Source organism: Sphingomonas azotifigens NBRC 15497, assembly GCF_002091475.1.
Lineage (GTDB): Bacteria > Pseudomonadota > Alphaproteobacteria > Sphingomonadales > Sphingomonadaceae > Sphingomonas > Sphingomonas azotifigens.
On record NZ_BCTR01000094.1, the window covers coordinates 1 to 13,181 of the forward strand.

General features: G+C 68.1%; 13 protein-coding genes. 7 read left to right on the top strand and 6 right to left on the bottom strand.

The features are described from left to right. Positions 1–133: 133 nt before the first annotated feature. From SAZ01S_RS22260 to hisS, 4 genes are all read right to left on the bottom strand, one after another. Complete coding sequence (locus SAZ01S_RS22260) at positions 134–919, bottom strand: DUF4167 domain-containing protein (protein ID WP_174596165.1); 786 nt, start codon at positions 917–919, stop codon at positions 134–136. 263 nt (positions 920–1,182) lie between these two features. Beyond that, complete coding sequence (gene prmC / locus SAZ01S_RS22265; RefSeq protein ID WP_245825130.1) at positions 1,183–1,980, bottom strand: peptide chain release factor N(5)-glutamine methyltransferase; 798 nt, start codon at positions 1,978–1,980, stop codon at positions 1,183–1,185. Between the two features lie 141 nt (positions 1,981–2,121). Beyond that, the gene (gene prfA / locus SAZ01S_RS22270) at positions 2,122–3,195 is read right to left on the bottom strand and encodes a peptide chain release factor 1 (protein ID WP_084584533.1); all 1,074 of its coding nucleotides are present in this window, start codon (positions 3,193–3,195) and stop codon (positions 2,122–2,124) included. Positions 3,196–3,298: 103 nt separating this feature from the next. Next, positions 3,299–4,570, bottom strand: coding sequence for a histidine--tRNA ligase (gene hisS, locus SAZ01S_RS22275; RefSeq protein WP_084584534.1), 1,272 nt, complete (start codon positions 4,568–4,570; stop codon positions 3,299–3,301). A gap of 101 nt (positions 4,571–4,671) precedes the next feature. Between hisS and SAZ01S_RS22280 the strand changes: the two genes are divergently transcribed. The 6 genes from SAZ01S_RS22280 (at position 4,672) to SAZ01S_RS22305 (ending at position 10,789) form a co-directional block, all read left to right on the top strand. Then, complete coding sequence (locus SAZ01S_RS22280; protein ID WP_084584535.1) at positions 4,672–5,517, top strand: S1/P1 nuclease; 846 nt, start codon at positions 4,672–4,674, stop codon at positions 5,515–5,517. A 49-nt stretch (positions 5,518–5,566) separates the two neighbouring features. Next, positions 5,567–6,433: a phenylalanine 4-monooxygenase gene (phhA, locus tag SAZ01S_RS22285; protein WP_084584544.1), complete on the top strand. Its 867-nt coding sequence runs from the start codon at positions 5,567–5,569 to the stop codon at positions 6,431–6,433. Between the two features lie 235 nt (positions 6,434–6,668). Next, positions 6,669–7,559, top strand: coding sequence for a DMT family transporter (locus tag SAZ01S_RS22290; RefSeq protein ID WP_084584536.1), 891 nt, complete (start codon positions 6,669–6,671; stop codon positions 7,557–7,559). Beyond that, on the top strand, positions 7,556–8,035 hold the full coding sequence (locus tag SAZ01S_RS22295) for a GNAT family N-acetyltransferase (protein WP_084584537.1): 480 nt from the start codon (positions 7,556–7,558) through the stop codon (positions 8,033–8,035). Before SAZ01S_RS22290 ends, SAZ01S_RS22295 begins: the two co-directional genes overlap by 4 nt. Beyond that, on the top strand, positions 8,035–8,358 hold the full coding sequence (locus SAZ01S_RS22300) for a DMT family transporter (protein ID WP_084584538.1): 324 nt from the start codon (positions 8,035–8,037) through the stop codon (positions 8,356–8,358). The genes SAZ01S_RS22295 and SAZ01S_RS22300 overlap by 1 nt, the downstream gene beginning before the upstream one ends. Before the next feature lie 73 nt (positions 8,359–8,431). After that, positions 8,432–10,789, top strand: coding sequence for a glycoside hydrolase family 31 protein (locus tag SAZ01S_RS22305; RefSeq protein ID WP_084584539.1), 2,358 nt, complete (start codon positions 8,432–8,434; stop codon positions 10,787–10,789). Between the two features lie 11 nt (positions 10,790–10,800). On the opposite strand, the gene SAZ01S_RS22310 is transcribed toward SAZ01S_RS22305, so the two are convergent. Next, positions 10,801–11,097 carry a hypothetical protein gene (locus SAZ01S_RS22310; protein ID WP_084584540.1) on the bottom strand — a complete coding sequence of 99 codons (297 nt, stop codon included), beginning with the start codon at positions 11,095–11,097 and terminating at the stop codon, positions 10,801–10,803. A 69-nt stretch (positions 11,098–11,166) separates the two neighbouring features. Between SAZ01S_RS22310 and SAZ01S_RS22315 the strand changes: the two genes are divergently transcribed. Further along, on the top strand, positions 11,167–11,595 hold the full coding sequence (locus tag SAZ01S_RS22315) for a CBS domain-containing protein (protein ID WP_084584541.1): 429 nt from the start codon (positions 11,167–11,169) through the stop codon (positions 11,593–11,595). A gap of 6 nt (positions 11,596–11,601) precedes the next feature. On the opposite strand, the gene SAZ01S_RS22320 is transcribed toward SAZ01S_RS22315, so the two are convergent. Beyond that, the gene (locus SAZ01S_RS22320) at positions 11,602–13,089 is read right to left on the bottom strand and encodes a lipopolysaccharide biosynthesis protein (protein ID WP_084584542.1); all 1,488 of its coding nucleotides are present in this window, start codon (positions 13,087–13,089) and stop codon (positions 11,602–11,604) included. Between the last annotated feature and the right edge of the window lie 92 nt (positions 13,090–13,181).

The following is a 13,181-nucleotide window of genomic DNA, read 5'->3' on the forward strand; positions in this document are numbered from 1 at the left end:
TGACGGGGAAAGGCTGGAGGAGTTGGTATCAACGCAGCCTGGTATAATTGCCGAGGCGCGGTCTTGTCGCCGAAAACAAAAAGGCCCGCCTCCTTTCGGAAGCGGGCACTTTGCTTTGCCGGTATCCCGTGCCTCAGGCGACGGTCGCCTCGGCCTCGTCGCTCTTGCGGCGGCGGCGCGGCTTTTTCGGTGCCTCTTCCTCTGCAGCCGGTGCGGCATCGGTGCCGATCGCGGGCGGGAGGACGGCGGCGTCGATGCCGCGCGGCGCCTCGGCCTCGACCGGGGCTTCGCGGCGCGGACGACCGCGGCGGCGGGGTGCTGCAACCTCGGCGGCCGCCTCGGCGACCGGGGTTTCGACCGGAGCGGCGGGCGCTTCTACCGGCGCGGCTTCGGCGGCATGGCCGTTGACGTTGCCGTTCGCGGTGCCGTTGCTGCGCTCGCGGCGGTCGTCGCGATAGCTGCGCGGCTCGCGGGCTTCGCGGGGCTCACGACCCTCGCGCGGTTCGCGGGCTTCGCGCTCGTAGCGGGGTTCGCGCTCGCGACGGGGCTGCTGCGGCTGGCGGGGGGCGTCGCCCTCGTCCTCGCGGCCGGCTTCGCCTTCCATCTCGAACTCTTCCTCGTCGCCGTCGAACTCGTCGCGCTGGCGGCGCTGCTGGTTCTGCTCTTCGAAGCGCGAGCGATTCTCGTTCAGAACGCGGAAATAATGATCCGCGAACTGCAGATAATATTCGGCGTTGACCCGATCGCCCTGCATCTGCGCGTCGCGTGCCAGGTTCTTGTATTTCTCAAGCAACTGGGCGGCATTGCCACGGGCGCGGTTATCGATGCGACTGCCGTTGCCCTGGTTGTTCGAGCCTCCGCCCTGGCGCTGTTGCTGGCCGCCCCGACCGCGACGGCGGCCGGCCTGACGATTGTTCATCAAGGTCTCGTTGTCCTGTCTTTACAAAGCCGTCCGTCGATCCATCGAGGTTCCGGATGCAGGGTTACATTTGCAGAGGGTGCCGGGCGTGCCCAGAACCTTCCGCTTGCCACGGCCGCCGGACTGCAGCGGCACACATGACCATGGAGTCGGGCCTCAGCCCTTTGTTTCAACAACTTGGTTGAAGGTGCCTCGCCCCGGCCTTCTTCTAGCCGCTGGCGTACCAATCTCCAAGCAGAAATATGTGACGTTAGCGCGTAGTTTCAAGTCAGCCTTACCACGCGCGGGCGTCCACCCATGTCCTTATAGACGCTTGAAGACATGCCCTGTTCCTGTCCGAGCGAAGAAACCGCATCGGCCTGGGTCCATCCGATTTCGAGCATTGCCGCACCGCCGGGCGCGAGCAGCGCGGGGAGGGCGGGGACGATGCGGCGATAGTCGTCGAGCCCGTCGATCCCGGCGAACAGCGCCGCGGCCGGTTCATGGTCGCGCACCTGCGGGGGCAGCGGCTCTTCCGTCCCGATATAGGGCGGATTGGCGAGGATCAGGTCGAAATGGCCGTCGATGCCCGTGGCCCAGTTGCCGAGGCGGAACTCGGCGCGGTCCGCCATGCCGAGGGTATCCGCATTGCGGCGTGCATAGCCGAGCGCCGTTTCGGAGGCATCTACCCCGAGCCCTTGCGCCTGCGGCCATTCGGCGAGCGCGGCGAGCAGCAGCGTGCCGGGGCCGGTGCCGAGATCGAGGATGCGCGCCGGCGCGCGGCTGCCGAACCAGGCGAGCGCGGCTTCGATCAGCGTCTCGCTGTCGGGGCGGGGAATCAGCACGCCGGGGCCGACCGCGAGGTCGATCGTCCAGAAGGCGCGGGTGCCGGTGATGTACGCGATCGGCTCATGGCGCAGGCGGCGGGCGACGAGCGCGGCGAAGGTGTCGGGCGTAGGGTCGTCGAGCCGGCCGAGCAGCAGGGCGTCGCGCGTGGTGCCGAGGGCGTGCGCCATCAGCAGCTCGGCATCGAGCCGGGGGGTGTCCGAGACGGCTTCGAGCTGGCGGGCCGCGTCCGCCAGGGCTGCCCGAACGCCCCTTCCGCTTGCGGGAGGGGTCGGGGGAGGGGATGGCAGTTCCTGACCAGACGTCACAGCATCGCTTCCACGTCAGTCCCTCCCCTAGCCCCTCCCGCAAGCGGGAGGGGAACGCAGGTGGAGAGGTCAGCCATCCAGCTGCGCAAGCCGGTCGGCCTCGTCCTGCGCAACCAGGGCGCCGACCAGTTCGTCGAGCTCGCCTTCGAGGATCTCGGGCAGGCGGTGCAGCGTCAGGTTGATCCGGTGGTCGGTCACCCGCCCTTGCGGGAAATTATACGTCCGGATCCGTTCCGAACGATCGCCCGAGCCGACCATCGAGCGCCGCGCGCCGACGCGCTCCGCCGCCAGCCGCTCGCGCTCGGCCTCGTACAGGCGGGTGCGGAGCACCTTCATCGCCTTGGCCTTGTTCTTGTGCTGCGAGCGCTCGTCCTGCTGGATCACGACGATCCCCGTCGGCAAGTGCGTGATCCGCACCGCGCTGTCGGTGGTGTTGACGCCCTGGCCGCCGGGGCCGGAGGCGCGGTAGATGTCGATGCGCAGATCCTTGTCGTCGATCTGCACGTCCGCCTCTTCCGCCTCGGGCAGCACTGCGACGGTCGCGGCGGAGGTGTGGATGCGCCCGCCCGCTTCGGTGGCGGGGACGCGCTGGACGCGGTGCACGCCGCTTTCGAACTTGAGCTTGGCGAACACGCCGGTGCCGGTGATGCCGACCACGACTTCCTTGAAGCCGCCGGCTTCGGAGGTGCTGGACGAGATCAGCTCGGTCCGCCAGCCGAGCCGATCGGCATAACGCTGGTACATCCGGAGCAGATCGCCGGCGAACAGCGCGGCTTCGTCCCCGCCCACGCCGGCGCGGATTTCGAGCAGCGCCGGGCGCTCGTCGGCCGCATCCCTGGGGAGCAGCGCCAGCGCCAGCTTGCGCTCCGCCTCGGCAAGCGTGCCTTCGTTGGCGCGGAGTTCCTCCACCGCCATCGCGCGCAGCTCGTCGTCTGCGTCCTGTGTCATCTGCGCGAGCGACTGGCCCTCGGCACGCAGCCGCCGCACATTGCCCGCCGCGACCGCGACCGGCTCGATCTCGGCATATTCCTTCGAGACCTGGACGAAGCGATCGCCGCCGAGCTCGCCCGACGCCATCAGCGCCTGCAACTCGTCGCGCCGCGCCTCGATCGCCGCGATGCGGTCCGGCGGGATGCGGGTCATGCGTCGCCCGTCACCCCAGCGAACGCTGGGATCTCGTGAAGCGCGCTGCTCGGTCGGGACATGCTGCGGGAGATCCCAGCGTTCGCTGGGATGACGGCTTGGCTCATGCGTCGTCGCCGCTGACTTGGTTGTAGCGCTCCGGAAGATCACGCAGCACCGACAGCAGGAGATCCGCAGCTTCTTCGTGCGTACGAGTTACATCCGAAAGATGCAGCTTGTGGTTGGGCTTAACGAAAAGGATTGCTTGAAAACCTTTCCGTTTTGCGGCTTCAACGCGCTTCTTCGAGTTGCCACGAAAGCCTAGCTCAACGCGCCAGTTAGCGCGTCGGAGATGCGACGCGATCTCTTGGGCTTCCAGCTCTAGCGAACCACCGTCAGGCACAATAGCCAGCGACCGAGACATGTCCTCCGACGGCTCCTCGATCAGCATCGCCAGTCGCTCGACACCCGCCGCCCAGCCCACGCCGGCCGTCTCCGGACCTCCGAGCGAGCCGATCAGCCCGTCATAGCGGCCGCCGGCCAGCACGGTGCCCTGCGCGCCGAGCCGGTCGGTGACGAACTCGAACGCGGTGTGGCGGTAGTAATCGAGCCCGCGTACCAGCCGCGCGTTGCGCGTCCATGCGACGCCGGCCGCATCCAACCCGTCGGTCACCGCCTTGAAGAAGGCGGCCGCCTCCTCGGTCAGATAGGCGTCGATGTCCGGCGCGCTGTCCGCGATCGGGCGGTCGCGCGGATCCTTCGAATCGAGGATGCGCAGCGGATTCTTTTCCAGCCGCGCAAGGCTGTCCTCGGAAAGCTGATCCTTGTGCGCCTCGAAATGCGCGACCAGCGCGGTGCGCCAGGCGTCGCGGGTCGCCGCATCGCCCAGCGTGTTGAGCTGCAGCGTCACGCCCTCGGCGATGCCGAGCTCCTTGAGCAGCTGGTCGGCCAGCACCAGCAGCTCGACATCGGCGGCGGGTTCGGGCGCGCCAAGGATCTCGGCGTCGATCTGGTGGAACTGGCGATAGCGGCCCTTTTGCGGGCGCTCGTAGCGGAACACCGGGCCCGAGGTCGCGAGCTTCAGCGGCGCGAACTGCTGCCAGCCCTCGCTGATATAGGCGCGGGCGATGCCGGCGGTGAATTCCGGCCGCAGCGTGATCGAATCGCCGCCGCGATCCTCGAAGCTGTACATCTCCTTGGAGACGACGTCCGAGGTTTCGCCCATGGAGCGGGCGAACACGCCGGTCGCCTCGAAGATCGGGATCTCGAGCCGCTGGAAGCAATAGAGCTTGCGCACCCGATCGAACGTTTCGAGCACCGCGGCGAACCGCCGCTGGTCTTCGCCGAAAATGTCCTGGGTGCCCCGGATGCGCTGGGGGGTCTGGATACGTGCCATTTGGGCGCGGCTATTAGGCCGGTTTCGGGTCCGCCGCAATGTGGGTGAGGGGAAGTGCTGTCATGTTGAAGCCGGACGCGCGCGGGCCTAGGGCGAGCCCCATGAGTCGTATCCTGTGTATCCTCGCCGCGCTGCTCGGTTTCGGCGCCGCTTCGCCCGCTTCCGCCTATTGGGAATATGGCCACGAGACGGTGGCGGCGATCGCCTATCGGAACGTCACCCCGGCGGTGCGCGCGAAGATCGACTCGCTGCTCAGGCGCCAGGCGCTGCTCGAGACGCCGACCTGCCCGGCGAACACGATCGAGCAGGCGGCGGTGTGGGCGGATTGCGTAAAGACGCTCGGCCCGCGCTTCAGCTATGCCTATTCGTGGCACTATCAGAATATCGACATCTGCAAGCCCTTCGACCTCAAGCCGCCCTGCCGCGACGGCAATTGCGTCTCGGCGCAGATCGAGCGCGACGTGAAGCTGCTCAAGGACTCGAAGGTGCCGGTGCGCGAGCGCGTAATGGCGCTGGCGTTCCTCGTCCACTTCGTCGGCGATCTCCACCAGCCGCTCCACGCCGGTGACCACAGCGACCTGGGTGGCAACCAGGTCAAGACCAACTACGGCGTCTATACCAGCGCCAAGCTCAACCTGCATTCGGTGTGGGACGGCTATCTGGCCGAGCGGGCGATCTCGCAGCCGCCCTCGCCGGTACGCGTCTATTCGGCGGCCGAGCGGAATGCGGTGTGGGGCGGCAGCGTCGCGGACTGGAGCCGCGAAAGCTGGCAGGTCGCGCGCGACGTGGTCTATCCGAGCGCGGCGGGCGCGGCGGTGTGCACCCCCGGCGACCATCCCGCGCATCTCGACGAGGCGACGATCGCCAAGCTGGTGCCGGTCGCCCGCGAACAGGTGGTGCGCGGCGGGCTGCGGCTGGCGAGATTGCTGGACGAGGCGCTTGCATAGAAGCGGCCGGCCATTTCGTTACGTTTGATACGATGTTATGGTCCCGGCGATGAACAAGGAAACGCATGTGCTGGAGCGGCCGCCCGAAGGCGCGGCGGCGGACTGGACGATCCCGCAGGGCTGGGCGGCATATACGGCGGAGGAGCACGCCACCTGGGACAAGCTGTTCGCGCGCCAAGCGAAGTTGCTGCCGGGCCGCGCCTCCTCGGCCTATCTCAAGGGGCTGGAGGCGCTGCGGCTCTCCGAGTCGGGGATTCCCAATTTCGAGGAGCTGTCCGAGCGGCTGATGAAGCTCACCGGCTGGCAGGTGGTCGCGGTGCCGGGGCTGGTGCCGGACGACGTGTTCTTCGACCATATGGCCAACCGCCGCTTCGTCGCCGGCAACTTCATCCGCCGGCCGGACCAGCTCGACTATATCCAGGAGCCGGACGTGTTCCACGACGTGTTCGGCCATGTGCCGATGCTCGCGGACCCGGTGTTCGCCGATTATCTCGAAGCCTATGGCCGCGGCGGGATGCGTGCGCTGGAGCTGGGGGCGCTCAAGCAGCTCGGCCGGCTCTATTGGTACACGGTGGAGTTCGGGCTGGTCGAGGAGGACGAGGGGCTGCGCATCTATGGCGCGGGGATCGTGTCGAGCTCGGCGGAGAGCGTGTTTGCGCTGGAGAGCGACAGCCCCAACCGCCTGCGGTTCGACATGCAGCGGGTGATGCGGACCGAGTATCGCATCGATGATTTCCAGCAGAATTATTTCGTGATCCCTAGTTTCGAGGCGCTGCTGCGCGAGACGCTGGAGACCGATTTCGCGCCGCTCTATGCCGAGATTCTCGCGCAGCCCGACATCCCGATCGCGGCGATCCTGCCGGGGGACGGCGTGGTTACCCGGGGGACGCAGGCATATGCGCAGGGGAAGGGCTGACCTGCGGCGCCCCGCTTGATGGGCAGCACCTCCGTTTTCACCCTCCATCGTCATTCCCGCGAAGGCGGGAATCCATTTGCCAGGACGCTGGGGGCAGGAACCGGGGCATCAGCGCCAATGGATCCCCGCCTTCGCGGGGATGACGCAGTATTGGTTCGCCTCGAGCACCATCCAGGAAGGTGAAGGCGAGGGTTTAAGGCTCGCAATCTCGGCAGCCTCCCGCTACCCGACCCCCATGTCCCGTTCGCCCCGCCTTGCCTTTGCCGTCGCCGCGCTTGGAATCGCCAATTATTCGGTGATGGATGCGGTGATGAAGGGCATGTCGATCGCGCATGGCGCCTATAGCGCGGTGCTGTGGCGCTCGGTCGGGGCGATCGTGCTGCTCGGGCCGATCTTCCTGCTGCGCCGGACACCCTGGCCGAGCCCCCATGCGCTCAAGCTGCACTTCGCCCGCGGCGTGCTCGCCGGCAGTTCGGTGGTGCTGTTCTTCTGGGGCCTCGCCCGCGTCACCATGGCGCAGGGAATCGCGCTGACCTTTCTCGCGCCGCTGATCGCGATGTTCCTCGCCGCCGCCTTTCTCGGCGAGCGTATCCGCCGTGCGGCGATCGGCGGGTCGATCATCGCGAGCCTCGGCGTGCTCACCATCGCTGCCGGTCAGGCGCAGGCGCATGCCTCCACCGAGGTGGTGCTCGGCTCGCTCGCGGTGTTTGCCGCCTCGATCCTCTATGCGGGCAGCCTGATCCTGCTCCGCCAGCAGGCGCAGGTGGCGGATCCGATCGAAGTCGCGCTGTTCACCAGCCTCGTCCTCGCGCTGCTGATGCTGCCCGCCGCGCCCTGGTTCTCGGCGATGCCGGGGGTGGCGCTGTGGCCGTGGATCCTGGGCGCGGCGCTGGTCGGCTCGATCTCGGCCGTGCTGCTCGCCTGGGCCTATGGCCATGCCGAGGCGCAGCTGCTGGCGCCGGTGGAATATACCGCCTTTGTCTGGGCGGCGTTGCTCGGCTATGTCGTGTTCGACGAGCGCGTCTCGGCCTGGACGGTCGCGGGCGCGCTGCTCATCATCCTCGGGTGCCTCGCCGCGCTCCGCGGCCGTGTCGCCCCCGCTCCCCAGACCGAGGCCGGTGCATGACCCAGATCCGTTTCGCCACGCCCGCGGACGTTCCGCAGATTCTCGCCTTCGTGCGCGAGCTCGCCGACTATGAGCGCGAGCCCGATGCGGTGCTGGCGACCGAGCCGATGCTGGAAGCCGCGCTGTTCGGCCCGCGCCCGGCGGCCGAGGCGGTGATCGCCGAAAGCGCGGAGGGTGCGCCGCTCGGCTTCGCACTTTTCTTCCAGAACTTCTCCACCTGGACCGGGCTGCCGGGGATGTATCTCGAAGACCTGTACGTCACCCCCGCCGCCCGCGGCGCCGGCGTCGGCAAGGCGCTTCTGCGCCATTTGGCCGATATCGCCGTCACGCGCGGCTATGCCAGGTTCGAATGGTCGGTGCTCGACTGGAACCAGCCGGCGATCGATTTCTACCGCGCGATGGGGGCCATAGGCATGGAGGAATGGACGGTGCAGCGGGTGACCGGCGAGGCGCTGCTTGCGCTGGCCGGGCGCTGATGGGCTGGATCTATTTGCTGCTCGGCGGGCTGTGCGAAGTGGGCTTCACCACCTGCATGCGCTTTACCGACGGCTTCCGGAACATCCCCTGGACGCTGGCCTTTCTCGGCTTCATCGCAGTGTCGATGGCGCTGCTGGAGATGGCCTCGCGCACCGTGCCGCTGGGCACCGCCTATGCGGTATGGGGCGGGATCGGCGCGCTGGGCACGGTGATCGTCGGCATGCTCTGGTTCGGCGAGCCGGTGAGCGCGGTGCGCATCCTGCTGATCCTCGGGCTGGTCGGCTGCATCGCCGGGCTGCGGCTGGCAGGCGGCGGGCACTAAGACCCCAAAGGACTAGGCAGGCTCAGTCTTGTCTGACAAGATTGCCTGCAAGGCCAGTGCGTCAGGGGAGAGAATGTCCGTGAGAGCCAAGTCGCTTCTGCTGCTGGGCGCAGCTTTGGTCGCCACGATTGCGCCGAGTTTTGCGGCGCAGGCCGCGGCGGCCCAGGCCGTGGCTCCCGCGGACGCGACGTTGCTGTCGCGCAACCCCACCGGCGCGGCATTCCAGACGGCGCAGGGGATTCTGGTCCTCACCTTCTATGGCGACCGGACCCTGAGGGTGACGATGCTGCGCGAGGGGGCCGAACGCACGCCCGATCTCGCGCTGGTCGGCGAGCCGGCCAAGACCAGCTGGACGCTCGACCAGCAGCCGGAGCGCTATCTGCTCGCCACCCCGGCGATGCGGATCAGCGTCGATCGCAAGACCGGCGCGGTGGCGCTGCTCGGCGCCGACGACAAGCCGCTGGTCGGCGAGGCCGATCTCTACCGCCGCCGGCTGGGCGGCGCGCCCGATGGCGAGGGCGCGGTGCGGATGGTCTTCGCCGCACCCGAGGGACGCGCGGTCTACGGCCTCGGCCAGCACCAGGCGGGGCTGCTCGACTATCGCGGCAATATCGTCCGGCTGCAGCAGGCGAATACCGATGTCGGCGTGCCGGTGCTGGTCTCGCCCGCGGGCTTCGGGCTGTTCTGGAACAATGCCTCGGTGACCGAAGTCGCGGTGGATACCCCGCAGGCGGGCAACCGCATCTTCTTTCGCTCGGCTGCGGGCGAGGGCGTCGACTATTTCCTGTTCGCCGGGCCCGATGTCGACCAGGTGATCGGCGCCTATCGCCAGCTCACCGGCGCCGCCTCGCTGCTGCCGCGCTGGGCCTGGGGGCTGTGGCAGTCGAAGGAGCGCTACGCCTCGCAGGCCGAGTTGCTGGGCGTGGCTGCCGAATATCGCCGGCTCGGCATCCCGCTCGATGCGGTGGTGCAGGACTGGCAGTACTGGCCGGAGGGTCGCTGGGGCAGCCACGAGATGGATCCCAAGCGCTATCCCGATCCCAAGGGCATGCTCGACACGCTGCACCGGCAGAACCTGCACAGCATCGTCTCGGTCTGGCCGCGGCTCGACGTGGGGCTGGAGAACACCCAGGCGCTCGACGCGATCGGCGGGCTCTACCCCAAGACCTACCCGAACGTGTATCCGGCGGGCGAGGGCCGCTGGTACGATGCCTTCTCTCCCCAGGCGCGCGCGCTCTACTGGCGGCAGATCTCGGATCGGCTGGGGAAGGCCGGGTTCGACGGCTATTGGCTCGACGGCAGCGAAGCGGAACTCGGCGGCCATTGGGGCGAGATGGCCGAGGTGAACACCGCCGCCGGCACCGGCGCGCTGATGTATAATGCCTATCCGCTGATGCACACCACCGCGGTGCATGACGGCATGGCCGTCGACTATCCCGCCAAGCGGCCGCTGCTGCTCACCCGCTCGGCCTGGGCGGGGCAGCAGCGCAACGGCGCCTTCACCTGGTCGGGCGACGTCAGCGGGCGGTGGGACGTCTTCGCCAGACAGATTCCGGCCGGTGTGAATTTCTCGATGACCGGCAATCCCTTCTGGTCGGCCGACATTGGCGGCTTCTTCGGCGGCAGCCCCAAGGACCCCGCCTATCAGGAGCTGTTCACCCGCTGGCTGCAGTTCGCGGTGTTCAATCCGATGTTCCGCATCCACGGCACCGGCGAGGGCAAGGAAGTCTACAGCTTCCCCGAAAGCGCGCGGGCGCCGCTGCTCGACGCGGTGGCGCTGCGTTACCGGCTGCTGCCCTTTATCTATGCCCAAAGCTGGCAGGTGGCCGATCGCGGCGCTTCGTTCCTCTATCCCGTCGGCATGGTGTTCCCGCAGGACCGCGCGGCGCAGGATCTGCGCGACCAATATCTGTTCGGCCGCAACCTGCTGGTCAGCCCGGTGATCGAACCCGGCGCCACCGCGCGGACGGTCTACCTTCCGGCGGGCACGACCTGGACCGATTTCTGGACCGGCGCGCGGCACGCGGGCGGCGCGAAGCTCCAGGTCGCCGCGCCGATCGGCCAGATCCCGGTCCAGGTCGCGGCGGGGACGATCTTGCCGCTGGGATCGCCGGTGCAATATGCCGACCAGTCGCCCGATCGCCCGATCGAGCTGCGCGTCTATCGCGGCGCCGATGGCCGCTTCACCTTGTATGACGATGCCGGCGACGGCCAGGGCTGGCGCCGCGGCGAGCGCGCGACGATCGACCTGGTGCTCGACGACAAGGCGGGCACGCTGACGATCGGCGCGCGACAGGGCAGCTATCCGGGCATGGCGCAGACGCGGCGGTTCCGGGTGGTGACGGTGGCGTCAGGTGTCGGCACCGGGATCGGCGAAGCGGCAGGGCGCGAGGTGGCGTATGACGGCCGGCGGATCGTGGTGACGCTCTAGGCGGTCGCCGGTCAATCGAGCTCAACCTGATCCTTGAGCGGGTCTTCGACCTGGGCGTCGTGGCCGCTGCCGGAGCTGAGGAACATCAGCCCCATCAGCGCCGCCGCCATCATCACCGTGAAGAACACGCCGAGAAAGGTGGCGATCGCGGTGACGAGGTGGAGTTCGCCCATTGTCGCCCACAGCCAATATTCCCCGGCGCCGGCGGCGAGCACCGCCACTGCCGCCATGCCCCACAGGATGCGGCGGAAGCGCCCCCAGGCGAAGGCGGCATAACGGGGATCATCGAGTCCGTCGGGCTGTTCCATCGCTTTGCAAATTGGGCCGATTCGTGGGATAAACAACGCCTAAAAAATGAAGCCATAGGAGAGAAGGCGATGACCATCGCGGCAATTCTCGAAGGCAAGGGGCGCGACATCGTGTCGATCGCCTCGACCAGCACCGTCGCGGAGGCGGTGGCAGTCCTTGCGGCACGCCGGATCGGTGCGGTGCCGGTCCTCGAAAACGGGCAAGTCGTCGGCATCTTTTCCGAGCGCGACGTGATCCACTGCATCGAGCGCGAAGGCGCGATCGGGCTCGAGCTGCCGGTCGGCCGGGTGATGACCGCGCCGGCGATCACCGTCGGCCCGGAGGAGACGGTGCTCGGCGCGCTGGCGCTGATGACGCGGCGGCGGATCCGGCACCTGCCGGTGATCGACGGCGGGGCGTGCATCGGCTTCATCTCGATCGGCGATCTGGTGAAGTACCGGATCGATCGCATCGAATCCGAAGCCGAGGCGATGCGCGCCTATATCCAGGCGGCCTGACCCCGCTCAGCCGGCCCGGTTGCGGACCAGCGCGATCGCGCCGGCAAGCGTCGGCCGCGCAAAGGCGAACAGCAGCGCGACATAGCTCGCGCCGCCCAGCCCGACGAGCAATGCCAGCCGGGGCAGGGGCGCGAGCGGCGGCAGCTCGCGATCGACCAGCGAGACGATCAGCCCCATCGCCAGCGCCGCGCACACCGGCGGCGCGATCGCCCGGCCCAGCCGCGCATAGGAAACGCCGATCGCCGGCAGCGTGCGGTGCGCCGACAGGGCAAGGTACAGCGGATAGGCGACGTACCAGGCTCCGACGAGGCCCAGGATTCCCCAATGCACCCCGACCAGAAAGGCGATCGGCAGGAACAGCGCGCCGGTCGCCCCGTTGCGTGCACTGATGCCGGGGCGGCCGCGGGCGTCGCTGGCGGGGGCGAACAGCACCTGCAGCGTCATCAGCGGCATCACCAGCGCGAGGCCGTGCACGACCGGCGCGGCCTCGGACCATTTCGGCCCGAGCACCACCGCGACCAGCGGCTCGGCAGTCGCGGCAAGCCCGATATAGAAGGGCATGGCGGCGAGCAGGATCAGCTGCGCCCCGCGCACGAACGCCGCCGCCACCGCTGCGGGATCGTCGCGCATCTTCGCATAGGCCGAGAAGGCGACCTCGTTGAGTGGCGGCACGAACTTCGAGACGAAGATCTGGGTGAGGAACAGGCTGGTCGTATAGATGCCGAGCAGATGCGGCTCGAACATGCGGCCGGCGATGAACACATCGGCCTGGCTCTGCAAGAACCAGAAGATCTGCCCCGCCGCCATCACCCCGCCATAGCGCGCCATGTCGCCGGCGCCGCGAAAGTCGAAGCTCGGCCACACCAGCGCGCGCGCAGCGATGGTCATGCCGATCGCACGGGTGGCGAACAGCACGATCGGGGCTGCGACCAGCGTCCACACGCCCCAGCCGTCATAGGCGCCGGTCAGCGCGGTGATCGCGCCGGCGAGCGCCGAGACGAAATTGACCTGCGCCTGCTTGGCGAAGTCCATGCTGCGAGCGAGCAGCGCATAGGGGAGCGCGATGAAGGGCGTGGTCAGATAGAGCAGCGCCTGCACGCGGAGCAGCTCGGCGACCATCGGCTGGCGATAATAGGCGGCAGCGAGCGGCGCGGCGCTGACCTGCAGCAGCGCGAGCCCGCCGTTGAGCAGCAACAGCATGCCGAACAACTGGCGCTGCGCCCGGTGCCCGGCGTCGCTGCGCTGGATCAGCGCGCTCGCCAGCCCATAGCCGTTGAGCATGTTGAGCAGCACCAGCACCACCTGGGTCATCGCGAACAGCCCGTAATCGGCAGGCGCAAGGATTCGGATGACGAGGAAGGTCGACGACCAGGTGAGCAGCTGCCCGAGAATCTGCGTGCCCGAACGCCAGATCACGGCCTTTCGCACCTGATTCCGGAGCGATTCCGGGGCCTGATTCGGCGATTCGAGCGTTGATTCGGTCACCAGCGGCATATCGCATGCCCCGATTGAGAAGCCGTAAACCGCAGATTTCTGCGGGTTTTGGGCATGCCTGTCACGAAAACGACAGAAAGTTTCATTTTCTC

Bases quoted from the DNA above. Each gene is read 5' to 3' on its own strand.
- hisS (WP_084584534.1), bottom strand. From the start codon at position 4,570: ATGGCACGTATCCAGACCCCCCAGCGCATCCGGGGCACCCAGGACATT.
- SAZ01S_RS22295 (WP_084584537.1), top strand. From the start codon at position 7,556: ATGACCCAGATCCGTTTCGCCACGCCCGCGGACGTTCCGCAGATTCTC.
- SAZ01S_RS22305 (WP_084584539.1), top strand. From the start codon at position 8,432: ATGTCCGTGAGAGCCAAGTCGCTTCTGCTGCTGGGCGCAGCTTTGGTC.
- SAZ01S_RS22260 (WP_174596165.1), bottom strand. From the start codon at position 919: ATGAACAATCGTCAGGCCGGCCGCCGTCGCGGTCGGGGCGGCCAGCAA.
- SAZ01S_RS22290 (WP_084584536.1), top strand. From the start codon at position 6,669: ATGTCCCGTTCGCCCCGCCTTGCCTTTGCCGTCGCCGCGCTTGGAATC.
- phhA (WP_084584544.1), top strand. From the start codon at position 5,567: ATGAACAAGGAAACGCATGTGCTGGAGCGGCCGCCCGAAGGCGCGGCG.
- prfA (WP_084584533.1), bottom strand. From the start codon at position 3,195: ATGACCCGCATCCCGCCGGACCGCATCGCGGCGATCGAGGCGCGGCGC.
- SAZ01S_RS22315 (WP_084584541.1), top strand. From the start codon at position 11,167: ATGACCATCGCGGCAATTCTCGAAGGCAAGGGGCGCGACATCGTGTCG.
- SAZ01S_RS22280 (WP_084584535.1), top strand. From the start codon at position 4,672: ATGAGTCGTATCCTGTGTATCCTCGCCGCGCTGCTCGGTTTCGGCGCC.
- SAZ01S_RS22310 (WP_084584540.1), bottom strand. From the start codon at position 11,097: ATGGAACAGCCCGACGGACTCGATGATCCCCGTTATGCCGCCTTCGCC.
- SAZ01S_RS22320 (WP_084584542.1), bottom strand. From the start codon at position 13,089: ATGCCGCTGGTGACCGAATCAACGCTCGAATCGCCGAATCAGGCCCCG.
- SAZ01S_RS22300 (WP_084584538.1), top strand. From the start codon at position 8,035: ATGGGCTGGATCTATTTGCTGCTCGGCGGGCTGTGCGAAGTGGGCTTC.